This window comes from Gordonia sp. NPDC127522 (assembly GCF_042672305.1).
GTDB classification, from domain to species: domain Bacteria; phylum Actinomycetota; class Actinomycetes; order Mycobacteriales; family Mycobacteriaceae; genus Gordonia; species Gordonia hongkongensis.
The window spans coordinates 86,644-109,200 of sequence record NZ_JBHXVK010000011.1 but is presented as its reverse complement, the minus strand read 5'-3'; the positions used below and the strand labels follow the sequence as shown (position 1 = coordinate 109,200).

The following is a 22,557-nucleotide window of genomic DNA, read 5'->3' as shown; positions in this document are numbered from 1 at the left end:
CGTGGCCGAGTGGCGGCCCGCGGTGTGGATGCGGGCGCTTCTGTCCGCGACCCCGGCGACGTGGCCACTCGGACGGTCGATCCGGTCCGCGGTGACCATTGCCGGACCACTGGTCCTCGGCGCACTCACCGGACATGCGTTGATCGCGATGTGGGTCAGTATGGCGGCCCTGTTGCTGTCGGCCGGCGAACATCCGGTGGCGTACCGCGAACGATTTCGCCAGGCCGCGGTCACCACGCCTCTGGCAGCCGCCGCGTACTTCTTGGGCGCTCTCTCGACCGCCCCGCACGTAGTGACAATCGCGGTGATGACGGCCATCGCCTGCGCGTCGGGGGTGTTGAGCGGCTACTCGGGTGTCGTGTCCGTCGCCACGATGCAGGCGATGGTGATCGCGGCGATCGCGATCGGTGTACCGGCCGCCCGGCCCTATTGGGAGCCGGCGGCACTGTTCATCGCCGGAGCCGGCCTCTACACCCTGGCACTCGCGGCCGAAGCCGTCGTCAGTCGGCAACGGCCGCAGCAAGACTCACTGGTGACGCTGGTTCGCGCGCTCGCGGCGTTCGCGCGCGCCCAGGCCACGGGTACCACAGACCTGGCCGCCGAGCGCTCCCGAGCGATCAGAGCGCTCGGCGCCTTCGACCAGATGGCGGTCTCAACTCGTGGCACCGCGGGCGGACCCGTGCCCCTGTACGACCGGTCGGCCCGGATCTCCCGTGCCGCCGACCAACTGATGGCCCGCTTTCTCGCCCATGATGCGGACCGAGACCTCTCCGCGGCGACGGCTTCACGACTGGACGCCCTGGCGGATGCACTCACTCGCCACTGCCGCCCTCCGTCTCGCCCGGCAGACGGAACCCTGATCCGTCTCGGCATGCTCGAGGACGCGATCTGGCACGACCCCCCGCAGCCCACAGAGGCGCTGTCGTCGACCGAGAGAGTGAGGCTGTCCCTACCCGGTCCGGCATTACTGGGGTCGGCTGGTCGCCTGGGGCTGTGTACCGGGCTGGCGTACACGGCCTACTTTCTCGTCCCGATGGCCCACGGATACTGGATCCCGTTGACCGTCGCACTCGTGATGAAACCAGATCTCGGTTCGGTGTTCAGCCGGGCGGTGCTGCGCTGCATCGGCACCATCGGCGGCGCCGTCATCGCCGTAGCGGTCACAGTGCCTCTCGACGGATCGATCGTCCCCGGACTCGTCATCGCGCTGCTCGCGGCATGCCTGCCCTGGGCGATGGCGCGATCGTATCTATGGCAGGCGCTGATCCTCACTCCGCTGGTGATGGTGTTGCTCGACCTCGTGGTCCCCCATGACTCGGTCCCCGACACCAGTGCGGCCCGCGTGGCCACCACGGTCATCGGCGGCGCGATCGTCATCGTCGCCGGATATCTCATCTGGCCCACCACACGCCATGCACAGATGGCCGGGCCGTTCGACGAGACCCTGGCCGTCCTGGGCCGCTATGCACAGGACGTGGCCGACGACGCGCCGGCCGACATCGTGTCCGCCGACCGTCGGACCGTGTATCGCCGTCTCTCCGACGCCCGAACCACCCTGCAGCGCACACTGTCCGAGCCGCCTCCCGCCGGCGCCGAAGCCTGGGCCTGGATTCCGGTGATCAGCGCGACCGAGCGTGTCGCCGACCGGATCACCGGCGCCGCCGCATCTCGGACGCCGCCGACGACGACTCCGCTCGCCGCCGACCTGTCGGCGCTCGCCGGAGAACTCATCTCACTCGACCATCAGGTCACCCCCGGTGAGTCCCCTCGCCGTACTCCCCGGCCTCCCACACGAGCAGAAGACGACTCGACCGACCCCGCGGTGCGTGAACTCGCTGACGAACTCGCACACCTCCGGTCCATGATCGGCCGCCGGTCCCGGCCTGCGCCGACCGAGCACGAAGGATGACCCAGGCCGACGGGTGATCACGATCGGTGGCGGACATCGGCTCCGAGGACGCGCGTACCGGCGGCGGGACCGCTCGCGGTGCGGACCGACCGGGCGACGCCGGCGCCGGACAGTTCGGCGGCGACGTTCACCGCGCCGGTCTCGTCGGCGCACAGGAAGGCGCACGTCGGACCGGAGCCGGACACGATGCCGCCCAGTGCTCCGGCGTCGATTCCGGCACGCAGGGTCCGGCGGAGGGTGGGCTGCAGCGAGAGCGCCGCCGGTTGTAGGTCGTTGTGCAGCAGGGGCGCCACCGCGTGCGGGTCACCGGACGCCAGTGCCTGCATGAGTTCGTCGGGGCGGCGGAGGAGGTCGCGTTCGTCGTCGGTGGCGCACTCTCCGGAACGGCTGTCGCGCAGACGATCCAGTTCGCGGTACACCGCGGGCGTGGACAGCCCGTCGCGTGCGAGCGCGAGCACCCAGTGGAAGTCACCGCGGGAGAGGACCTGCATCAGCCGCTCGCCGCGTCCGGTACCCAGGGCGGTGTTGCCGTGCAACGCGAACGGGACGTCGCTGCCCAGGTCCGCCGCGATCGCGGCGAGGTCGTCGCGGCCGATGTCGAGCTTCCACAGGGCGGCGAGTGCGACCAGCGCCCCGGCGGCATCCGCGCTGCCACCGGCCATGCCCCCGGCCACCGGGATCGTCTTGTCGATGTCGATCGCGACCTTGCCGGGACGGTCCGCCCACTCGGCCAGTGCCAGCGCGGCCCGGACCGCCAGATTGGACTCGTCCGTCGGGACCGACCCGGCGCCTTCGCCACGAACCGTGATGCTCATCTCGTTGGCCCGGGCGACCCTGATGTCGTCGTGCAGGGACAGCGCCTGGAAGACGGTCACGAGGTCGTGGTAGCCGTCCTCGCGGCGCGGACCGACCCCGAGGTGCAGATTGACCTTCGACGGAGCCCGCGCGGTGACGGAGTCCGACACCACCGACAGCGACGTTCGCGACACAATGCTCCAGCCTAGCGCCCCGGCGTCGGCCCCGCGCCCACCGATGCGGTCGGTCCGGCGGCTCCAGCTGCCGTCGATCAGGGTCGCCAGCCGCGGTCGACGAGTTCGCCGACGTGCTCGACGACCAGCACCGCGCCCGCGTCGCGCAACTCACCCTCCGCGAATCCACCGGACCGCACCGCCACGCACTCCGCCGGCAGGCGATGCGCCGACGCCACGTCCCACACGGTGTCGCCGACGACGACAGCCTGTCCACCGCCGGCCGCGGAGAGCGCGACCGACAGGATGTCGGGCGCCGGTTTGGACGAATCTGCGTCGTCCGAGGTGGTCACGGCGGCGAAGTCGTTCCGCGACAATCCCATCGACTCGAGCGCGGCGTCGGTGAACTCCGACTTGCCCGACGACGCGAGCGCCACCCGGTAGCCGCCGTCCAGCAGTCCCCTCACCAGATCGGCCGCGCCGGGCAGGGGCCGCACGTCGGGCAGCAGATCGCGATAGGCCTCCTCCCACTCGTCGCGCAAGGTGTCACCGAGTGATTCCTCCACGTCGTCGCCGAGCAACTCGCCGACGAGACGGTCGCCGCCCATGCCGATCGCCCGGTGCACCTGCCACCACTGCGGGATCAGGTCGTGAGCAGCGAAGGCCCGCATCCACGCCAATGCGTGGAGGTAGGTGGAGTCGACGAGCGTACCGTCGACATCGAGCAGCACGGTGTCGATCGACCCATCCGCTGTCCGGTCTGGCATCTGCGCCTCGTTTCCGGGGTCGAGAACCGCGCCCCGTCGTCGAACGTCCGTGTCCGGGCACCACCGTCTCGAGCGTCCCGGGTTTCGGACCCATGACTCATGGCTACACCGAAGCGACCCATCTCGCAGAGGAGACCTCCATGGCAACACGTTTCGGCTACACCCTGATGACCGAGCAGGCAGGCCCGAAAGAGCTGGTGCGGTATGCCGTCGGCGCCGAAGACGCCGGCTTCGACTTCGAGGTGTCGAGCGACCACTACTTCCCGTGGCTCTCGGCCCAGGGACACGCCCCGTACGCGTGGACGGTCCTGGGAGCCGTGGCCCACGCGACCGAGCGGGTCGACCTGATGACCTACGTGACGTGCCCGACGATCCGCTACCACCCGGCGATCATCGCGCAGAAGGCTGCGACGCTGCAGATCCTCGCCGACGGTCGCTTCACTCTGGGCCTCGGCTCGGGCGAGAACCTGAACGAGCACGTCGTCGGCGAGGGCTGGCCCTCGGTCGCCGACCGCCAGGACATGCTCGCCGAGGCGATCGAGATCATCCGCACACTGCACACCGGTGAGCTCGTCGACTTCCGCGGCGAGTTCTTCCAGGTCGACGCCGCCCGGATCTGGGATCTGCCCGACCAGCCCGTCCCGATCGGCGTCGCGGTGGCGGGCAACGCGGGTATCGAGACGTTCGGGCCACTCGCCGACCACCTGATCGCCGTCGAACCCGACGCCGACTTCATCAAGGCCTGGAACGAACATTCGTCGACGCCGACCGTCGACGGGCAGCGGTCCCGCGCGATCGGGCAGATCCCCATCAGCTGGGATCCCGACCGCGACAAGGCGATCGAGCGCGCCCACGATCAGTTCCGGTGGTTCGCCGGCGGGTGGGATGTCAACGCCGACCTGCGCACCACCGCGGGCTTCGCCGCTGCGACGCAGTTCGTCACGCCGGACGACGTCGCGGGCAACATCCCCTGCGGCCCGGACCTCGACCAGATCGTCGAGGCGGTGAAACCCTTCTGGGAGGCGGGGTTCACCGACATCGCGCTGGTGCAGATCGGGGGCGACACCCAGGACGCGTTCCTGCGCGACGCCGCTCCCGAGCTACTGGAGAAACTGCGCGCCGCGTCGAACTGAGGACTGCAGATCGAGTTCGCCCGTCCCCCGCTCCCTGATCCGAAAGAAGCGACCCCCATCGCTCCCTGGGAGCGCCCGGAGCTTGCAGAGGGCGCGTCACGAAGGGTCTTCGTCACCTATTGCCGCGGGACGCTTCGTGGCTCGTCGCTTGCGCTCCTCACACCTCAGGGAGCAGGGGTTGTGCGATTCCTCGGATTAGGAAGCAGGGGTGAGGTCGCTCCTTCGGATCAACGAGCGGAGCTGACCGGGCTGTCGACTCCGATCAGGAGGTCTCCGCGAGGCGGACGAAGTCGTCGACGTCGAGCGTCTCGCCCCGCACACCCGGATCGATACCGGCCTCACGGAGCCGGCGTTCGGCCTCGGCCGCCGAACCGGCCCAGCCGGCCAGCGCCGATCGCATCGTCTTGCGTCGCTGGGCGAATGCGGCGTCGATCGCGGCGAACACCTGTTGCCGCACAACGGGATCGGTCGAGTGGTCGTCGGTTCGTTCGATGCGGACGAGACCCGACTCGACCTTGGGTTCGGGCCAGAACACGTTGCGCCCCACCGCACCGGCCCGGCTCACGCGACCGTGGTAGCGCGCCTTGACGCTCGGCACCCCGTAGGTGCGGCTGCCCGGGCCGGCGGCGAGGCGGTCGGCGACCTCTGCCTGCACCATCACGAGGGCGGTGGTGATTTCCGGGAAGAGTCCGAGCAGGTGCAACAGGACCGGCACCGACACGTTGTACGGCAGGTTCGCGACCAGCGCGGTGGGGACCACCGGCAGGTCGTCGCGCGTCACCTGCAGCGCGTCGGCGAGGATGACCTCGAAGTTGCCCTGCCGACTGGGGGCATACTCCGCGATCGTCGCCGGAAGACGTTCTGCGAGCACCGGATCGATCTCGATGGCCACGACCCTGCCCGCTGTCCCGAGGAGCGCGAGGGTCAGTGAGCCCAAGCCCGGACCGACCTCGAGGACGGTGTCCTCGGGCCCGACCCCCGATGCCGCGACGATCCTTCGCACGGTGTTCGCGTCGTGGACGAAGTTCTGTCCGAGAGTCTTGGTCGGCCGGACGCCGACCTCCGCCGCGAGCTCCCTGATCTGTGCCGGCCCGAGGAGACGCGGAGCCTCGTCGGGCGCGCCGTCGGGTGAACCCGCTGTCGAGTCGCTGATCAGCGCAGGCCCAGCTTGGACGAGCAGGACGGCCATGCGCCCCAGCCCTGGACCGCCTGGGTCTTCTTCGCGATGGCGATCTGCTCTTCGCGGGTGGCGAGGTCGGCGCGCGGCGCGTATTCGAGTCCACCCCAGCGTTCCCAGGTGTTCTGGTCGAACTGGACGCCGCCGTAGAAGCCGTTGCCGGTGTTGATCGCCCAGTTGCCGGTCGCCTCGCACGCGGCGAGCGCGTCCCACACCGATCCCGGCGGCACGAACGGCGCACCCGGCTTGGTGCCGATGCGAACGGTGGCCGCGACGGGCTCGCTGAGCACCTCGCTGGTCAGCTTGTCGCGCTTGACGACTCGGCCGTTCACGGTGGTCACCTTGTAGGTGACACGCGCCTCGCCGGGCGTGCCCTTCTTCTCGACGACCTTGCGGTCGCGGACGAGGGTCGGGTCCTCTTTCTTGACCTCCGGCGGGGCGACCGGTTCGGTGAGCGTGACGTCCTCGGTCTTGATCCGGGTGACGACGATCTTGAGGTTCGGGGTGATCTTGGTGTCGGCGGCCGGGTTGACCTTGTCTTCGGCGCCCAGCGGGGTGCCGAGCGACTCGAGCAGATCCTTCACGGTGTGCGCGGCGACGGTCGGGCGCTTGCGGGCCGGTCCGTCGACGAGGTTCACCGGCTTGGGCAGCGCGACCTCGATCTGACCGCCGTCGACCGGCAGTTCCTCGCCGAAGGCGGTCTCCTCGGCGGCGTGGGTCAGTCCGCGTTCGGCCATCAGCTGGTCCACGGTCGAGGCGTTGGTGACGATGGTCTCGCGCTTGCCCTCGATGTCGAGGGTGAGTTCCTTGAGCTTGTTGACCTTGATGGTCTGGCCGTCGCCGAAGCCCGAGTCGGGTGCCGGGCTCACCTTGTCACCGTCGGCGGGCGCCAGCCCCTCCGACTCGAGGAGACTCTCGACGGACATCGCCATGGTGGACACGTGCCGGATGTCGCCGTCCACGTCGATCGCGACGTTCTTGTGCATGCTGACGCCCATGACCCCGCCGGCCGCGACGGTGGCGCACACGGCGCCGACGGCGACGCGGACACGCAACGACTTCGAGCCGTTGATCTTGGCGAACACCGAACCCGACGATGTCGGAGCGGACGGCTCCGGGTTCGACAGTCCGGGGTTTTGCAGCTCTGGGTTGGGCAGAGAAGACAAGGGCACGACATCCTGATAGGCAACACTGGCACCACGCCGGCCGAGTGGATCAGCACGTCGGCCAGCTGGATCACAGTACGATAACGAACCGGCCAGATTATGGCAAAGGGATGCCGTAGACGCGCCGCGCGTTCGCCCCGAGGATGCGAGCCATCTCCTCGTCCGCCACGCCACGCACGGCCGCGAGGGCCCGGGCTGTGTACGGCAGACAATAGGACTGATTGGGCTGGCCACGGTAGGGATGCGGGGTCAGGAACGGCGCGTCGGTCTCGACGAGGATCTGGTCGTCGGGGACCAGCTCGGCCGCGACCCGGAGCTCATCGGCGTTGGCGAAGCTCACAGTGCCGGCGAAACTGAGCATGAACCCACGCTCGACACATTCGCGTGCAACATTTCGGTCACCGGAGAAGCAGTGCATGATCACGGATTCCGGGGCGCCCTCCGCGGCCAGGACGTCGAGTAGGTCCCGGTCGGCCTCGCGGTTGTGGATCATCAGCGGCTTGCCGACCCGCTTCGCGAGGTCGATGTGCCAGCGGAACGTCTCGTGCTGCACCTCGGGCGACGCACAGTCGTCGGACTTCCCGGGCCAGAAGTAGTCGAGCCCGGTCTCGCCCACCGCGACGACTCGCGGGTGACGCACCATCCGCTCGAGCTCGGCGGCGGTCTCGTCGGTCAGATCGCCGGCATGCATCGGGTGCAGGGCCACCGCCGCGTAGACGCGATCGTCCCACTCCGCGGCGGCGACCGCCCACCGTGCATCGACCATGTCGTCGGCGACGGTGACCACATGGCCGACGCCGACGCCCTGCGCGTGGTCGCAGATCGCGCGGACCGTCTCGGCGTCGCGTCCGCCGCATGCAGCGAGGTGGGTGTGCGCGTCGACGAGGCCGGGCAGCGGCGCCGGGTCCGGTGGCGGTTCGCGGCGACGTCGCTTCTTGGCGGCCTTGTTGCTCAGGGTCTCGCCGCCGCCGGTCTCGGCATCAGCCTTGTCCGCGGCACCCGGGGCGTCGGTCATGGCACCCACCTTGGCACAGCGCGTCGACACCATCCGGTGCGGTCCCGACATCGCTAGAGCGTCACGGTCCCCTCGATCACCGTCGTCGTGTCGCCGCCGATCCAGATGTGCTCGCCGTCGTCGTGGACGTGGATGCGGCCGGCCCGACCGAGCGCCGCACCCTGCGCGGCGACGTAGGACGCCGGCGCCTGCCCGGTGGCCCGCAACCACATGGCGATGCCGGCGTTGAGACTGCCCGTCACCGGGTCCTCGGGGACCCCGATGCCCGGCACGAACGCGCGCACCTCGCCGAAGACCTCTCCGTCTCCCGAGCCGTACCGCCCGAACAACCCGACCTTGTGATCGCCGAGGGCAGGGATGTCCGGGGTCACCTCGAGCACCCGCTCGCCCGATTCGAGTTGCAACACCATCCATTCCGGCCCGTTGTCGACCCACTCGGCCGCGCGGACCTCGGCCGTGTCGACCCGCAGCGCCGCGGCGACCTCGGTGACGACGGCGGCGTCGACGGGTCCGGACCGCCGCAACGGCGGCGCCGCGAAGGCCAGCCGTGCACCAGTGCGCCGCAGTCGCACCAGGCCGACGCCGCACTCCTGCACGATGTCCTCCCCCGCAGGCCGGCCGCCCGTCGTCAGCCAGGCATGTGCCGAGCCGAGGGTGGGATGCCCGGCGAACGGCAACTCGCCGTCCGGGGTGAAGATGCGCAGACGGTAATCGGCGGCAGGGTCGGTCGGCGGCAGCACGAAGGTCGTCTCCGACAGGTTCGTCCAGCGCGCGAACGCGGCCATCCGGTCGTCGGGGATGTCGGTGGCATCGAGCACCACGGCAACCGGGTTCCCACCGGTACCGGTAGCGGAGAACACATCGATCTGAGCGAATCGTCGAGTCATCGGACCATCGTCTCACCTCCAGTTGTCGCCCGGTCAAAGGTTTTTCGGGCTACGAGACATCCCGTGCGGAGCCGCGGCCCGGCACGTCAGGTGGGATCGCGCGCCCGCGGCCGGCAGAAAACGCCCGGGGTGGCCACGCAAATCGCGCCGGAGTCGCCCGGGACGGGTAGCGTGGCGAAGCGTGTTGGGATTGCCAGATTCGATCACCGTCGCACTGTTCGACCTCGACGGGGTTCTCACCGAGACCGCGGTGCTGCACCGCAAGGCGTGGAAGAAGGCGTTCGACGCCTTTCTCGCCGCCCGTGCGGGCGGCGCAGACCACGCCGATTTCGTCGAGTTCACCGATCAGGACTATCTGGACTACGTCGACGGACGTCCCCGTGAGGACGGCGTCCGGGCCTTCCTCGCCTCTCGCGGAATCGACGATGTCGACGCGCAGACCGTGACCGCGATCGGAGACGGGAAGAACGACATGTTCCTGGTCAGCCTGGCCGAGGACGGCGGGCAGGCCTATCCGGGGTCCGTGCGATATCTCGAGGCGGCGCGCGACGCCGGTCTCCGGATCGCCGTGGTGACCTCCTCGAAGAACGGAGCAGCAGTGCTGGATGCGGCAGACCTGTCGAAATTCGTCGAGGTCCGGGTGGACGGACTCGACATCGTGTCGAAAGGCCTGAAGGGCAAACCCGCACCCGACTCGTTCCTCCTGGGCGCCGAACTGATGGGCGTCGAGCCGGCCGCGGCGGTCGTCTTCGAAGACGCCATCTCCGGCATCGCGGCCGGCAGCGCGGGAGCCTTCGGCTACGTCGTCGGCATCGACCGGGTCGGTGGCGGCCAGGCCGAGGCGATGCGTGCCGCCGGCGCCGACATCGTCGTGAACGACCTCGTCGAATTGCTCCCCGCATGACCGCCGAGCACGGCCACGACTTCGGCTTCGAGATCCATCCGTGGCAGCTGAAGTGGCGCGGCGGCGTCGATCTGGACATGCTGGGCCGAACCGAGACGCTCTTCGCACTGTCCAACGGGCACATCGGTTTACGCGGGTCCTTCGAAGAGGGTGAGCCGGTCGATCATCCCGGCACGTACCTCAACGGCTTCTACGAGCTGCGCGGCCTGCCCTATGCCGAGAGCGGCTACGGATATCCCGAATCCGGACAGACCGTCGTCAACGTGACCGACGGCAAGATCATCCGGCTGCTGGTCGAGGACGAGCCGATGGACCTTCGGTACGGGCGTACCGAGGAGCACGAGCGGACGCTGGACTTCCGGACCGGCACCCTGCGTCGTCACACGGTGTGGACCTCACCCACCGGCCGGAAGGTCCGCATCAAGTCCGAACGCCTCGTGTCCTTCACCAAACGCACGATCGCCGCGATCCGGTACGAGGTCGAGCCGGTCGACGAGGACATGAAACTCGTTCTGCAGTCCGATCTCCTGGCCAACGAGCCGGTTCCGGCACCGGGCAACGACCCGCGTCTGGCGGCGGCGCTCGACGCCCCGCTGGTCTCCGACCTCGCCACCTGCCGCAACTACTGGGGCATGCTGGTCCACCACACCAAGAAGTCCGGCCTGCACATGGCGGCCGGCATGGACCACGAGATCTATTTCCCCGACAAGGCCGACACCTTCATCCGCGCCGACGGCGACCTGGCCCGGCTCACCATCGCGGCCAACGTGCCGAAGGGCAAGAGTCTCACCCTCACCAAGTACATGGGGTACGGCTGGTCGGCCCGACGCTCGGTGCCGGCGCTGCGCGCCCAGGTCGACGCGGCCCTCGCGATGGCGATGGAGACCGGTTGGGATTCGCTCAAGGCCGACCAGGTCCGGTACCTCGAGGACTTCTGGCGCGACGCCGACGTCGAACTCGACGGCGATCCCGAACTGCAGCAGGCGGTTCGCTTCGCGTTGTTCCATGTCCTGCAGGCCGGCGCGCGCGGTCAGTCCCGCGCGATCCCGGCCAAGGGTCTCACCGGCCCCGGCTACGACGGTCACACCTTCTGGGACACCGAGAGTTTCATCCTCCCGATGCTCACCTACACCGTGCCCGCCGCCGCCGGCGAGGAATTGCGATGGCGCCACTCCACCATGGACAAGGCGAAGTCCCGGGCCGCCGAACTGGGGCAACGCGGGGCCATGTTCCCGTGGCGCTCGATCAACGGCGACGAGTGTTCGGGGTACTGGCCCGCGGGCACCGCGGGCGTCCACGTCTCCGCCGACATCGCCAACGCCACCGCACGCTACCTGCGGGCCACCAACGACGAGCAGTTCGAAACCGAATGCGGCGTCGAACTTCTCGTCGAGACCGCCCGACTGTTCGCCGGTCTCGGGCACCACGATGTGAACGGCAAGTTCCGCATCGACGGGGTCACCGGTCCCGACGAGTACACCGCCGTCGTGAACAACAACACCTTCACCAACCTGGCGGCGCAACAGAATCTCCGCGACGCCGTGGCGGCGGTGCATCGCCGTCCGGATCTCGCCGAGCAGTTCGGGGTCACGACCGCCGAGGCGGCGCACTGGGAAGCGTGCGCCGACGACATGACGATCCCCTTCGACGATGCGCTCGGCGTGCACCAGCAGTGTGAGTCGTTCACGTTGTTGGGCGCCTGGGACTTCGAGTCCTCGGTGGGACGCTATCCGCTGCTGTTGAACTACCCGTACTACGACCTCTACCGCAAGCAGGTGGTCAAGCAGGCCGACCTGGTCTTCGCGACCTACCTGTTCGGCGACGCCTTCACGCCCGAGCAGAAGCTGCGCAACTTCGACTACTACTACCCACTGACCGTTCGTGACTCGTCGCTGTCGGCCTGCTGCGAGGCGGTCACCGCCGCCGAGGTCGGTTACCCCGATCTCGCCTACGACCTGCTCGCCGAGTCCGTGTTCACCGACCTGCACGACCTGCACAACAACGTCAGCAGTGGCCTGCACATCGCGGCTCTCGCCGGTGCCTGGACCGACTGCGTGGCGGGTTTCGGCGGTATGCGCGACTTCGGCGGGAACATCACGTTCGCACCGCGGCTGCCGAAGCGGTTGACCTACATGTCCTTCCGCATGATCATCCGGGACTCGAAGATCGTGGTGGCCGTCGACAAGGACAATGCGACGTACCGGTTGTTGTCGGGTCCGCCGATCGACCTGGCGCACCACGGCGAGAAGTTCACGCTCGAATCCGCGCCGATGACCATGCACATTCCGGAACTGGAATACCGCGAACCACCGAAGGCCCCGCCGGGGTGCGAACCGTATCGCCGGGAGATCTAGATCTCAGCGCTTGACCTTCTCACTGTGTCAAGCGCTCAGATGGGTGGCGAAGGAGGTGGTCGACGATGACCGACCAGACAACCCACGCGCCCGACCCTGCCCTGCTGGCGGCGCTCGCCGCCGACGACGCCTCGACGAGGCTGCGTGCCGCGATGGCGGCGGGCAGCAACCCCCATCCCGGCTACGCCGGGGAGCTGATCCGACGCTGCGGCGTCGAGCCGGATTTCTTCGTGCGGGACATGCTGACCTGGGCCCTCACGCGGTTGCCCGCCGATCTCACGGTTCCCGGACTCGTGACCGAGCTGGGGTCGGCGTCCCCACAGGCGCGAGCCCAGGCCCTGCACACCCTGTCGAAGATCGGGGATCGATCGGCGTGGACGTCGATCACCCTCGCGCTCCTGCACGACACGGACGACGAGGTGGCGCGCGCCGCGTGGCGGACCGCCGTCGGCCTGGTCCCGTCCGGGCGGGAGACCTGGCTCGCGAACGAACTGGCCGGCGAACTCGGTCGTGGGAGCACGGACGTACAGCGGAGTCTCAGCCGTGCCCTGGCCGGGCTCGGAGGCTTCGCCACCGGACCATTGCAGGCCGCGAAGAAGCGCGGTGATCTGACGGTACGGGCACACGTGGCCGCCACCGAGCGGTTGATCGACGACCCGGACAGCGACTTCGCCGCTGCGTTGGAGTACGCGACACGGTTGGTGAACAGCGATGCCGCGGCTGAGGATTCGTCGGCGATCGGGCCAGAGGACGGTACGTAGCGGTGCTGATCGGCGAGGTGGCGCGGCATACCGGTCTGAGCAACCGGATGCTGCGCCACTATGACTCGCTCGGCCTCGTCCGGCCCACGGGCCGGACGTCGGGCGGTTATCGCGAATACTCCGACGCCGACCTCGAACGGCTGATGCACGTCGAGAGTCTCCGCTCGCTCGGACTGTCGCTGCGGGAGGTGGGACTCGCGCTCGACGACCCGGAGTTCGCGCCGGACTCGCTCATGGACCGGCTCGTCGACGACACGAAGGCGAGGATGGCCGCCGACGCGCAGCTCCTCGAGCGCCTGCAACATGTCCGGGCGACGGGCCCCTCGGACTGGTCGTCGGTGCTGGGCGTGATCGGCCTCCTCCGTGCGGTCCAGTCCGAGCATGCGGCCCTTCGTCAGCAGGCCGCACTGCTCGCCGGAAAGGTGGGCGTGTCCGGGGATTCGCTGGCCGACGCGGTGCTGGCCGAGACCGATCCCAACGTCGCCGGCGCGCTGCGTTGGGCCCTCGCGCAGCGGCCGGGCGGCGTCGAGCGTCTCGCCACCGGCGCGTCGGACCCCGACCCGTCGATCCGACGCCGAGCGGTCACCGCCCTCGCCGCCGTCGACGAGACCCCGGAGGTCGCCTCGGTGTTGCGCGGACTCCTCGACGACCCCGACACCGTGGTCCGACGCATCGCCGCCCTGACCCTCGGGCGTCGCGGCGTCGCCGCTGCGGTCGATGCACTGGTCGAGCTCATCGCAGCCGGCGACCGGGACGTCGAGGCCGCCGAGATCCTCGCCGGCCACGAGGCACACCGAGAACGGATCGTCGACCTGCTCGTCGACCGCCTTGGCGCCGACCCGGACGCGGCCGTCCGATCGAGGCTGGTGCAGGCGCTCGCCGAAATCCCCGGTACCGCATCGACTTCGGCGCTACAGGTGTACATCCATGATGCCGACGACATGGTCGCCAGGACAGCGGTCGTGATTCTGGACCAGCGGCCGGTGGACTGAGCGTCAGGTTTCATGAGCCGCAAACCCACCCCATTTCGGTAAACCCACGTCCACACACAGGGCGGTGGGTTCACCGAAAAGGGGTGGGTGTGAATCGACCGAATCGGCCGGACCGGAATTGGGTCCGGTCGCGCGCGGTCGGTAGTCTGTTGGGCACTATGGCACCCGATCTGACCAGCCCTGATCCGTCCGGCGCGTCCCACGGCGGCGGACGCCCGTACTACATCACCACCGCGATCGCCTACCCCAACGGCGCTCCGCACATCGGGCACGCCTACGAGTACATCTCCGCGGACGCACTCGCGCGGTTCAAGCGGCTCGACGGTTTCGACGTCCGGTTCTTGACCGGTACCGACGTCCACGGGCAGAAGATGCAGCAGACAGCCGCTGCGGAGGGCATCCCCACCGCGGAGCTGGCCAAGCGGAACTCCGACCGATTCCAGGCCCTGCAAGAACGCCTCGGGTCCAGCTTCGAGCGCTTCATCCGCACCTCCGACGAGGACCACAAGCGGGCGTCGGAGGAACTGTGGAAGCGGATGAGCGACCGCGGCGACATCTACCTGGACAAGTACTCGGGCTGGTACGACGTCCGGGACGAGACCTTCTACGCCGAGGCGGACACCCGGGTCGACGAGTCCGGCGACCGCGTCGCGACCGACACCGGACACGTGCTCACCTGGACCGAGGAGGAGACCTACTTCTTCCGGCTCTCGGCATACCAGGACAAACTGTTGGAGCTCTACGAGTCCCAGCCGGACTTCGTCGGCCCCGACGTCCGGCGCAACGAGGTCATCAGTTTCGTCAAGGGCGGTCTCACCGATCTGTCGGTGTCGCGCACGACCTTCGATTGGGGCGTCCCGGTGCCCGGCCATCCCGAACACGTCATGTACGTGTGGGTCGACGCCCTGACCAACTACCTGACGGGCGTCGGATTCGTCGACGACCCGGACGCCTTCGCACGCTTCTGGCCGGCCGACCTGCACATCATCGGCAAGGACATCATCCGGTTCCACTGTGTCTACTGGCCCGCGTTCCTGATGAGCGCCGGCGTCGAACTGCCGAAGCGGGTGTTCGCGCACGGATTCCTGTTCAACAAGGGCGAGAAGATGAGCAAGTCGGTCGGCAACGTCGTCGACCCGGAGAACCTCATCGACGAGTTCGGGCTCGACCCGGTGCGGTTCTTCTTTCTCCGCGAGGTGTCCTACGGACAGGACGGTTCGTACTCCGCCGAGGCGATCGTGTCGCGCATCAACGCCGACCTCGCCAACGAGTTCGGCAACCTGACCCAGCGCACCTTGTCGATGATCGGCAAGTACTTCGACGGCACCCTGCCGGCACCGGGCGAACTGACCGACGTCGACACCGCGCTCCTCGCGCGTGCCGACTCCCTGCTCGACGCCGTGCGGGCCCACATCGACAACCAGGCCATCCACCTGGCGCTGGAGACCCTGTGGGCGACGCTGGCCGAGACCAACCGGTACATCTCGGCACAGGAACCGTGGAAGCTGGCCAAGACCGATCTCGAGCGCACCGGCACGGTTCTCTATGTCTGCGCCGAGGTCGTGCGCATCGTCGCACTCCTGAGCCAGCCGGTCATGCCGGAGTCGTCCAACAAGATCCTCGATCTGCTCGTCGCCGACGTCGATCGTCAGTTCACCGCGGTCGCGAGCCGGCTGGAACCCGGAACCGTGCTGCCGAAGCCGACTCCGGTGTTCCCGCGATACGAGAACTGACCTCGCACACTCCGTATGGTCGCGTCGAACGGGGTGGGATCCGCGTTGCCCGGCCCGGTCGCGGCAGCGCCTGCGCTCGACGTGCTCCGCGCCCTGCACGCCGAGACCGCCGCCCGTCGCCTGCCGCCGCCGGCCGCGCTGATCGGTGACTGGTACGACGCCGACGCGGTCATCGCACCGTCGGTCGCACTGACGCCCGGCTGCCTCCCACCCGACGATCCCGACCGGTTCTGGTTCGGCTACCTCGGGTTCCCGGTGCGGCCGGACGAGGCGCCGTTGCCCGCGAACGTCGGCGGGCACACCGACGGCGTGCTCGTGCTCCGCGACGGCCGATGGGAGTCCGTCGGGACCGGCATCCCCGACTGGGCGACGGCGACCGTCCGTGCCGCCGGCGACCGTTCCTCGGCCCGGCCGAGCGCCACCACCCCACCGTCGACGACGGAATGGCATGCCCCGGAGCGGGTTCCGCACCTCGCCGCCATCGAGAGGTGTCTCGACGCGATCCGGGACGGCGAGGTCTACCAGGCCTGTGTGTGCACCCGTTTCACCGGCACGCTCAGCGGCGACCCCGTCGACTTCTTCACCGAACTCGCGGGCGCCACCGCACCGGCGAAAGCCGCTTTCCTACAAGGAGACTGGGGAACAGTGGCGAGCCTGTCGCCGGAGACGTTCCTGCGCCGGACCGGCAACATCATCACGTCGTCGCCGATCAAGGGCACCCTGCCCGCGCACGCCGACCCCGACGCGTTGGCGGCGTCGGCCAAGGACATCGCCGAGAACATCATGATCGTCGACCTGGTCCGCAACGATCTGGGACGCATCGCGGTGACCGGCAGCGTGCGGGTACCCGAGCTCCTGTCGGTCGTGCCCGCCCCCGGCGTCTGGCACCTCGTCTCGCGGGTGGAGGCCATCGTGGCACCGGGCACGGGCAACGACGCCGTTCTCGCGGCGACGTTCCCGCCGGCGTCGGTCACCGGCACCCCGAAGCTGCGGGCGATGGAGTTGCTCGACGACTGGGAGGCCGATGCCCGCGGCGTGTACTGCGGCGCCATCGGCATGGCCGGACCCGACCGCGCCCTCGATCTCAACGTCGCCATCCGGACCGTGGAGATCGCACCCGACGGGGCCATCGCCCTCGGTGTCGGCGGTGGGATCACCATCGATTCCGACCCGGCTCGGGAATGGCAGGAGTGCCTCGACAAGGCCGCGAGCATCGTGGGGTCGCGCGGATCGGCATGATCGAGTGCCGCTTTGGGTACGATTCCGCCATGACTGTGCCCATCCGGTCGTCCACCGATCTCGCGGTGCTCGATCGTGATCTGCGCCGTGACCACGATGCCTTCATGTCCGGCGGCACCCCACGTGCCGAGGTCCCGGGGGATGTCGTCGAATCATGGGGCCGTGTCCGGTCGGGTCGACACCGGTCCACCGTCGACACGCACAATCCGGGCCACATCTCCGACGACGAACTCGAGACGCGCCGGGCCACGCACCCGCTGCGGGACGCGGTGCAGCCGCTGCAGCGTCTGTTCGCCCAGTCCGCGGACGACGCGTCGATGACCCTGGGCGTGTTCGACGCGGACGGCGTGCTGCTGTGGCGGGGAGGTTCCGCGTCCGTTCTCCCGGAGGCCGATCGACTCGACCTCGTCGAGGGCAGCCGCTGGGACGAGAACTCCACCGCGACCACGGCCGTGGGCCTCGCGGTCCATCTCCAGCGCCCGACCCGGCTGTTCGGCGCCGAGCACTACTACAGTTCGCTGCACGGACTGTTCTGCACCGCGGTGCCGGTGCACGACCACCGCACCGGGGACATGATCGCCATCGCCGGCCTGGCGGGCCCGGCCATGGAGATGCAGCCGGCGGCATCGGCATTCACCTCCGCGCTGGCCGCACTCGGCGAACACGAGATCACCCTCGCCCACCAGCGAGAGCTCGCCGAACTCCGGTTCTCCGGCCAGGCGCAGTTGGCCGGCCTGCACGGACCGGGACTGCTCATCGACGACGACGGGTGGGTGGCCGAAGGACGCGGCTGCACCCCGCCCGTGCGCGTCGCGGTCCCGACGGACGACATGCGTCAGTTCGTGCCGGGACTGGGGATCTGTGTGGTCGAACGTCTCGGCCGCGGATGGCTGGTGCGTCCGGCGGGTCCGTCCGGCCCGGTCCTGGCCGAGCTCTCCCTCGACGGTGAGCCGACGGTCACGGTGACCGGCGACGGTGAACCGTGGCGCACCGTCCTGACCCGTCGCCACGCCCAGATCCTGCTGTTGCTCGCCGACGCCGGCGAGCAGGGCCTCACCTCACAGCGGTTGAGCCAGCTGCTCTTCGGCGACGACGGCCACACGGTGAGCGTGCGCGCCGAACTGTCACGGCTGCGCCGGGTGGTCGGCGCGCTCGTCTCGAGCCGCCCCTACCGCCTCGCGCCGCGGGTGGAGTTGCGCGTCAGCCCGGATCAGCTCGACGTCTTTCGAGCACCTGCTGGTAGACGTCGCGTCGAGAGGCACCGGAACCCTGCGTGACCGCGGCGCAGGCGTCTTTGAGGCGCATGCCGCCGGCCACGAGTTCCTCCGCTCGATCGGCGAGGTCGTCGATGTCGGGTTCGGCCGCGACCGCACCCGCGATCACGACGGTGATCTCGCCGCGGACGCCCCCACTCGCCCATTCCGCGAGTTCGGCGAGTCCGCCGCGCCGGACCTCCTCGTAGGTCTTGGTCATCTCACGACACACCGCCGCGCGACGGTCCGGACCGAGGATCTCGGCCGCGGCCGCCAGCGTGTCGGCGAGCCGGTGCGGTGATTCGAAGAAGACCGCGGTCCGGGGCTGGGACACCAGTTCACGCAGCCACGCGGCCCGTGCGCCGGGCTTGCGGGGAGCGAACCCCTCGAAACAGAACCGCTCGGAGGGCAGGGCCGACACCGCGAGGGCCGTCGTCACCGCCGACGGCCCGGGCAGTGCCGTGACCGGTAGTCCCGCGTCCGCGCATGCCACGACGACGCGGTACCCGGGATCGCTGACCGACGGCATCCCGGCGTCGGTGATGACCAGTACGGTCTGCCCCTCGGCGATCGCGCTGACGAGACCCGGCGTCCGAGCGGCCTCGACCTGGTCGTAATAGCTGACCAACCGTCCGCCGATCTCGACATCGAGCGCCGCGGCCAGCGCACGGGCGCGACGGGTGTCCTCGGCGGCGACGATGTCCGCGGTCCGCAGCGCCGCACGCAGACGCGGCGAGGCGTCGTCGACCTGTCCCATCGGGGTGGCCGCCAACACCAGCCGGCCGCGCGCGTCCGACGAGTGACCGGGACCGGGATCGGCGCCCCCGGTGGCGTCAGGAGACACTGTCGTATCGTCGTCGAGCTGGGGCGAGTCGGACTGGGCGGCGTTCATCGACAGCCAGCTTACGAGGGACCACTAGGATCGATCGGGTGCCACCTCGCCTGGGCCCGGACGTGCCCGCACCGCTCTTCGGTGCCCCCGACCGCGGGCGTGGACTCCTCGTCGGCGTGGTCATCGCATTGCTGGCCACCATCACCCGCTTCTGGGCCCTGACCCACCCCACCGACAAGGGCACACCGGTCTTCGACGAGAAGCACTACGTCCCGCAGGGCTGGCAGGTGCTGACCGGCGGCAACTGGATCGAGGACAACCCGGCGTACGGCCTCGTCGTGCATCCGCCGGTCGGCAAGTGGATGCTGGCCGCCTCGGAGGCGGTCTTCGGTTACGGCCCGCTCGGATGGCGCGTCGCACCGGCCATCTCGGGCGTCCTCATCGTCGTGTTGATCTACTGTGCGGTTCGGCGGCTCACGCGTTCGACGCTCGTCGGAGCGATCGCGGGTGTGTTCGCGATCTGCGACGGCGTGCTGTTCGTGCAGTCGCGGATGGGCATGCTCGACATCTTCCAGACGCTGTTCATCGTGGCCACCTTCGCCGCGCTCGTCGCCGACCGCGACCAGGTCCGGGCGCGTATGGACCGCGTGTACCGCGAGGGCCGCATCGCCGACAGTCCCTTCGGGCCGCGCCTCGGCTTCCGGTGGTACCGGTTCGTCGCCGGCGTGATGCTGGGGCTCAACTGCGGCACCAAGTGGTCGGGCATCTACTACGTCATCTTCTTCACCGCACTGGCGATCGGCTTCGACGTCGCCGCCCGCCGGGCGTACCACGTGCAGCGCCCCTGGGTGGGCACCCTGGTGCGCGACGTCGTGCCGAGCGGCGCGAGCCTCGCGGTGATGCCGGTCGTCATCTACTTCCTGACCTACCTGCCCTGGTTCAACAGCGAGACGGCCGTCTACCGCTATCAGGTGGGCAACACGATCGGCTCCGACGGACCGTTCGCCTGGGTCCCGGGCGCCTGGCGATCGCTGTGGTACTACGAGTCGGGAATCCTCGAATTCCATTCGGGGCTGACCAATTCGGCGGGCAACCAGCATCCGTGGGAGTCCAAGCCGTGGACGTGGCCGATGAGCCTGCGCCCCATGCTCTACGCGCTCGAGAACGGTCCCGACCAGTGCGGCGCGGGCGAGTGCGTGCGCGCGCAGATGCTGATCGGGTCACCGGCTCTCTGGTGGCTGGCCTTGCCGATGCTGCTGTGGGGACTGTGGTCGTGGATCGTGCGGCGTGACTGGCGGTACGCGGCGGTCCTGGTCGGCTACCTCGCCGGGATCCTGCCGTGGTTCCTCGCCCTGGACCGGCAGATGTACTTCTTCTACGCGACCGTGCTGGCGCCGTTCCTGGTGATGGGCCTCGCGCTGTGCTGCGGCGACCTGCTGCGTTCGGCCGCGGCGACCGCCCGCGCCCGGCCCGAGCGTCGGGCCCTCGCGATCATGGTGGTGGCGATCTACGTGGGTCTGGTCGTCACCAACTTCGTGTGGTTGTGGCCGATCCTCACCGCTTCCCCGATCTCGCCCGGCCTGTGGCGGCAGCAGATCTGGCTGCCGAGCTGGGGCTGAGCAACCGTGACGCGGCCTGGTCCCCTACCGGGAGACGGACACCGGCCGGCCGTTCTCGCCGCGGTATTTCCGGTGGTACTCGGCGTACAGGTCAGCGTTCTTCACACGATCGACGGCGTTGACGAGCTCGGGGTCCAGTCCGTGCTGGACCAGTCGGTAGCGACGGTAGACCCGGTTCAGGGCGATGGAGAAGAACAGGTACGACAGCAGGATCGGCATCGTCATGGTGATCCGCACTCCCCACGGGGCGGGGACGAACAACATCGGCAGCAGGAGCAGGATGCACGGTATCGACCACCGGGCGACCATCCGCACGGACGCACCGGGACCGGCGAGGTCGTTGCCGACCCACTCCGTCATCGAGGCGGGCAGTCGCCCGCCGTACCAGTAGGCGACCTGGCGACCCCAGGTCGGACGGGCGGATTCGGGATTTCGGTTCATGGCGCACAACTCCTGATCTCGGTGCCGTGCGACCACCGTAGCATTTGTCCTAGGACAAAAGACCGTGATCTTGATCAGCAGGGAGGTTCTGGTGAGCGTCGTGATCACCGGGCAGACGGTGCAGGCCATCGTCCAGAGCGTGCGAGACGCCATCGTCTCCGGTCGTCTGCGACCGGGCGACTCCTTGCCGCCGATCCGTGAACTCGCAGCCGAGCTGGGAGTCAACCGCAACACCGTGGCCGCTGCGTACCGGCAGCTCGTCTCGGTGGGCGCCGCGGACACCCGCGGCCGGGGCGGAACGGTGGTCGCCGACCGGCTCCACCCCGGCAGTGAACTCGCCGCCCCGGCGGACACCATCGACCTCGCCGACGGCAATCCCGATCCCGATCTCCTGCCCGACCTGCGCGCCGCGATCGCCGCGGCCCCCTACCGACCGACGATGTACGGAACCGCCGCGGTGGCGCCGGCACTGCGGGAGGCGGCGTCGGTTCTGTTCGGTCAGCACCCACAGCGGGGGGAACTCATCGCGACCCATGGAGCCGTCGACGCGATGGAACGGCTGCTGAACACCCACCTCGTCCGCGGCGACTGCGTCGCAGTGGAGAATCCGTGCTTCCTCGCCAGCGTCGGCACGATCCGAGTCAACGGTTATCGGGCGCTACCAATGGAATTGGACGAGCACGGCATGCGGCCCGATCATCTGGCGCGGGCGCTCGGAGCGGGCGCAAGAGCGGTCATCGTCACCTGCCGTGGTCACAACCCCGGCGGGATCGCCCTCTCCGCGGCTCGTGCCGATGAACTACGCACGGTTCTCGAGCGATACCCCGAGGTGCTCGTCATCGAAGACGACCACTTCTCACTCCTGTCGGTTCGCGACTATCAGCGGGTGATCCCGGACAACAGCCGACACTGGGCGGTCGTCCGGTCCGTCGCGAAATTCCTGGGTCCGGATCTGCGGGTCGCGCTCGTCGATGCCGACCCGACGACGGCCGCCGCGCTCGACGCCCGGCTGCGTTCCGGCCGCCCCTGGGTCAGCCACCTGCTGCAGACCACCGCGGCGCATCTGCTCACCGATCCGGCGACGACCGCGCTGATCGCCACCGCACGCCTCGAATATGCCCGTCGCACACGACTTCTCATCGACGTGCTCGATGCCCGGGGGGTGGCGTCGACCATGGGACCGCCCGACGGGATCAACGTGTGGGTCGATCTCCCGCCCGAGGTGCCCGCGGAGCGGGTCGGCGTCGAACTGGCGCGCCTGGGGTGGGCCGTGCAACCCGGGACGGTCTTCGCCGTCGACGGCGCCGAGCAGCGAAATGGTCTGCGCGTCACCACCTCCCGGCTCGACCGGGCGACCGCGAAGACCTTCGGCACAGCGCTCGCCGGGGCGGTCGGACAGGGCTGAGG

Annotated in this window: 19 protein-coding genes; 11 read left to right on the top strand and 8 right to left on the bottom strand. The window is 69.3% G+C overall.

Annotation, left to right across the window (positions count from 1 at the left end):
• Nucleotide 1 precedes the first annotated feature (1 nt).
• Entirely contained in the window at nt 2-1,909 is a 1,908-nt protein-coding gene (locus tag ACFVHY_RS17145) for an FUSC family protein (RefSeq protein WP_390273983.1), read from the top strand.
• Nucleotides 1,910-1,926: 17 nt separating this feature from the next.
• Here ACFVHY_RS17145 and ACFVHY_RS17140 read toward each other — a convergent pair whose 3' ends face one another.
• Together ACFVHY_RS17140 and ACFVHY_RS17135 are read right to left on the bottom strand one after the other, a co-directional pair.
• On the bottom strand, nt 1,927-2,898 hold the full coding sequence (locus tag ACFVHY_RS17140) for a 4-(cytidine 5'-diphospho)-2-C-methyl-D-erythritol kinase (protein ID WP_390273981.1): 972 nt from the start codon (nt 2,896-2,898) through the stop codon (nt 1,927-1,929).
• A gap of 77 nt (nt 2,899-2,975) precedes the next feature.
• A complete protein-coding gene (locus tag ACFVHY_RS17135) occupies nt 2,976-3,644 on the bottom strand; it encodes an HAD family hydrolase (RefSeq protein ID WP_390273979.1) in 669 nt (222 codons plus the stop codon).
• Nucleotides 3,645-3,784: 140 nt separating this feature from the next.
• Here ACFVHY_RS17135 and ACFVHY_RS17130 point away from each other — a divergent pair, with 140 nt between their 5' ends.
• Nucleotides 3,785-4,777 (top strand): LLM class F420-dependent oxidoreductase, encoded by a 993-nt coding sequence (locus ACFVHY_RS17130; protein WP_078112216.1) that lies wholly within the window; start codon nt 3,785-3,787, stop codon nt 4,775-4,777.
• A gap of 262 nt (nt 4,778-5,039) precedes the next feature.
• On the opposite strand, the gene rsmA is transcribed toward ACFVHY_RS17130, so the two are convergent.
• The 4 genes from rsmA to ACFVHY_RS17110 all read right to left on the bottom strand — a co-directional run bounded on the left by rsmA (nt 5,040) and on the right by ACFVHY_RS17110 (nt 9,022).
• Nucleotides 5,040-5,966: a 16S rRNA (adenine(1518)-N(6)/adenine(1519)-N(6))-dimethyltransferase RsmA gene (rsmA, locus tag ACFVHY_RS17125; protein ID WP_390273976.1), complete on the bottom strand. Its 927-nt coding sequence runs from the start codon at nt 5,964-5,966 to the stop codon at nt 5,040-5,042.
• A complete protein-coding gene (locus ACFVHY_RS17120) occupies nt 5,930-7,081 on the bottom strand; it encodes a transglycosylase family protein (RefSeq protein WP_390274055.1) in 1,152 nt (383 codons plus the stop codon). Before ACFVHY_RS17120 ends, rsmA begins: the two co-directional genes overlap by 37 nt.
• Before the next feature lie 136 nt (nt 7,082-7,217).
• The gene (locus ACFVHY_RS17115) at nt 7,218-8,135 is read right to left on the bottom strand and encodes a TatD family hydrolase (protein WP_390273974.1); all 918 of its coding nucleotides are present in this window, start codon (nt 8,133-8,135) and stop codon (nt 7,218-7,220) included.
• Between the two features lie 53 nt (nt 8,136-8,188).
• Nucleotides 8,189-9,022 (bottom strand): PhzF family phenazine biosynthesis protein, encoded by an 834-nt coding sequence (locus ACFVHY_RS17110; RefSeq protein WP_137808869.1) that lies wholly within the window; start codon nt 9,020-9,022, stop codon nt 8,189-8,191.
• Nucleotides 9,023-9,203: 181 nt separating this feature from the next.
• Here ACFVHY_RS17110 and ACFVHY_RS17105 point away from each other — a divergent pair, with 181 nt between their 5' ends.
• The 7 genes from ACFVHY_RS17105 (at nt 9,204) to ACFVHY_RS17075 (ending at nt 18,282) form a co-directional block, all read left to right on the top strand.
• Complete coding sequence (locus ACFVHY_RS17105) at nt 9,204-9,926, top strand: HAD family phosphatase (RefSeq protein ID WP_058251450.1); 723 nt, start codon at nt 9,204-9,206, stop codon at nt 9,924-9,926.
• The gene (locus ACFVHY_RS17100) at nt 9,923-12,280 is read left to right on the top strand and encodes a glycoside hydrolase family 65 protein (protein ID WP_058251451.1); all 2,358 of its coding nucleotides are present in this window, start codon (nt 9,923-9,925) and stop codon (nt 12,278-12,280) included. Before ACFVHY_RS17105 ends, ACFVHY_RS17100 begins: the two co-directional genes overlap by 4 nt.
• Nucleotides 12,281-12,345: 65 nt before the next feature.
• The gene (locus tag ACFVHY_RS17095) at nt 12,346-13,041 is read left to right on the top strand and encodes a HEAT repeat domain-containing protein (RefSeq protein WP_390273972.1); all 696 of its coding nucleotides are present in this window, start codon (nt 12,346-12,348) and stop codon (nt 13,039-13,041) included.
• Between the two features lie 2 nt (nt 13,042-13,043).
• On the top strand, nt 13,044-14,033 hold the full coding sequence (locus ACFVHY_RS17090; RefSeq protein ID WP_390273970.1) for a HEAT repeat domain-containing protein: 990 nt from the start codon (nt 13,044-13,046) through the stop codon (nt 14,031-14,033).
• Between the two features lie 158 nt (nt 14,034-14,191).
• Complete coding sequence (gene metG, locus ACFVHY_RS17085) at nt 14,192-15,766, top strand: methionine--tRNA ligase (RefSeq protein WP_247451776.1); 1,575 nt, start codon at nt 14,192-14,194, stop codon at nt 15,764-15,766.
• 15 nt (nt 15,767-15,781) lie between these two features.
• Nucleotides 15,782-17,005 carry an aminodeoxychorismate synthase component I gene (locus ACFVHY_RS17080; protein ID WP_390273967.1) on the top strand — a complete coding sequence of 408 codons (1,224 nt, stop codon included), beginning with the start codon at nt 15,782-15,784 and terminating at the stop codon, nt 17,003-17,005.
• A 29-nt stretch (nt 17,006-17,034) separates the two neighbouring features.
• Nucleotides 17,035-18,282, top strand: a complete 1,248-nt coding sequence (locus tag ACFVHY_RS17075) for a transcriptional regulator (RefSeq protein ID WP_390273966.1) — start codon at nt 17,035-17,037, stop codon at nt 18,280-18,282.
• Here ACFVHY_RS17075 and rsmI read toward each other — a convergent pair.
• Nucleotides 18,206-19,150, bottom strand: a complete 945-nt coding sequence (gene rsmI / locus ACFVHY_RS17070) for a 16S rRNA (cytidine(1402)-2'-O)-methyltransferase (protein WP_390273963.1) — start codon at nt 19,148-19,150, stop codon at nt 18,206-18,208. The two genes, ACFVHY_RS17075 and rsmI, sit on opposite strands and share 77 nt — an antisense overlap.
• A 29-nt stretch (nt 19,151-19,179) precedes the next feature.
• Between rsmI and ACFVHY_RS17065 the strand changes: the two genes are divergently transcribed.
• Nucleotides 19,180-20,709 carry a dolichyl-phosphate-mannose--protein mannosyltransferase gene (locus tag ACFVHY_RS17065; protein WP_390274053.1) on the top strand — a complete coding sequence of 510 codons (1,530 nt, stop codon included), beginning with the start codon at nt 19,180-19,182 and terminating at the stop codon, nt 20,707-20,709.
• Nucleotides 20,710-20,733: 24 nt separating this feature from the next.
• Here the strand turns inward: ACFVHY_RS17065 and ACFVHY_RS17060 are convergent, their stop codons facing one another.
• The gene (locus tag ACFVHY_RS17060; protein WP_390273961.1) at nt 20,734-21,150 is read right to left on the bottom strand and encodes a DUF5313 domain-containing protein; all 417 of its coding nucleotides are present in this window, start codon (nt 21,148-21,150) and stop codon (nt 20,734-20,736) included.
• Between the two features lie 91 nt (nt 21,151-21,241).
• Here ACFVHY_RS17060 and ACFVHY_RS17055 point away from each other — a divergent pair, with 91 nt between their 5' ends.
• Complete coding sequence (locus ACFVHY_RS17055) at nt 21,242-22,555, top strand: aminotransferase class I/II-fold pyridoxal phosphate-dependent enzyme (RefSeq protein ID WP_390273959.1); 1,314 nt, start codon at nt 21,242-21,244, stop codon at nt 22,553-22,555.
• Nucleotides 22,556-22,557 lie beyond the last annotated feature (2 nt).

Coding starts and splice junctions, on each gene's coding strand:
- ACFVHY_RS17060 (WP_390273961.1), bottom strand. CDS start 21,150: ATGAACCGAAATCCCGAATCCGCCCGTCCGACCTGGGGTCGCCAGGTC.
- rsmI (WP_390273963.1), bottom strand. CDS start 19,150: ATGAACGCCGCCCAGTCCGACTCGCCCCAGCTCGACGACGATACGACA.
- ACFVHY_RS17080 (WP_390273967.1), top strand. CDS start 15,782: ATGGTCGCGTCGAACGGGGTGGGATCCGCGTTGCCCGGCCCGGTCGCG.
- ACFVHY_RS17135 (WP_390273979.1), bottom strand. CDS start 3,644: ATGCCAGACCGGACAGCGGATGGGTCGATCGACACCGTGCTGCTCGAT.
- ACFVHY_RS17095 (WP_390273972.1), top strand. CDS start 12,346: ATGACCGACCAGACAACCCACGCGCCCGACCCTGCCCTGCTGGCGGCG.
- ACFVHY_RS17075 (WP_390273966.1), top strand. CDS start 17,035: ATGACTGTGCCCATCCGGTCGTCCACCGATCTCGCGGTGCTCGATCGT.
- ACFVHY_RS17110 (WP_137808869.1), bottom strand. CDS start 9,022: ATGACTCGACGATTCGCTCAGATCGATGTGTTCTCCGCTACCGGTACC.
- ACFVHY_RS17115 (WP_390273974.1), bottom strand. CDS start 8,135: ATGACCGACGCCCCGGGTGCCGCGGACAAGGCTGATGCCGAGACCGGC.
- ACFVHY_RS17130 (WP_078112216.1), top strand. CDS start 3,785: ATGGCAACACGTTTCGGCTACACCCTGATGACCGAGCAGGCAGGCCCG.
- ACFVHY_RS17100 (WP_058251451.1), top strand. CDS start 9,923: ATGACCGCCGAGCACGGCCACGACTTCGGCTTCGAGATCCATCCGTGG.
- metG (WP_247451776.1), top strand. CDS start 14,192: ATGGCACCCGATCTGACCAGCCCTGATCCGTCCGGCGCGTCCCACGGC.
- rsmA (WP_390273976.1), bottom strand. CDS start 5,966: ATGGCCGTCCTGCTCGTCCAAGCTGGGCCTGCGCTGATCAGCGACTCG.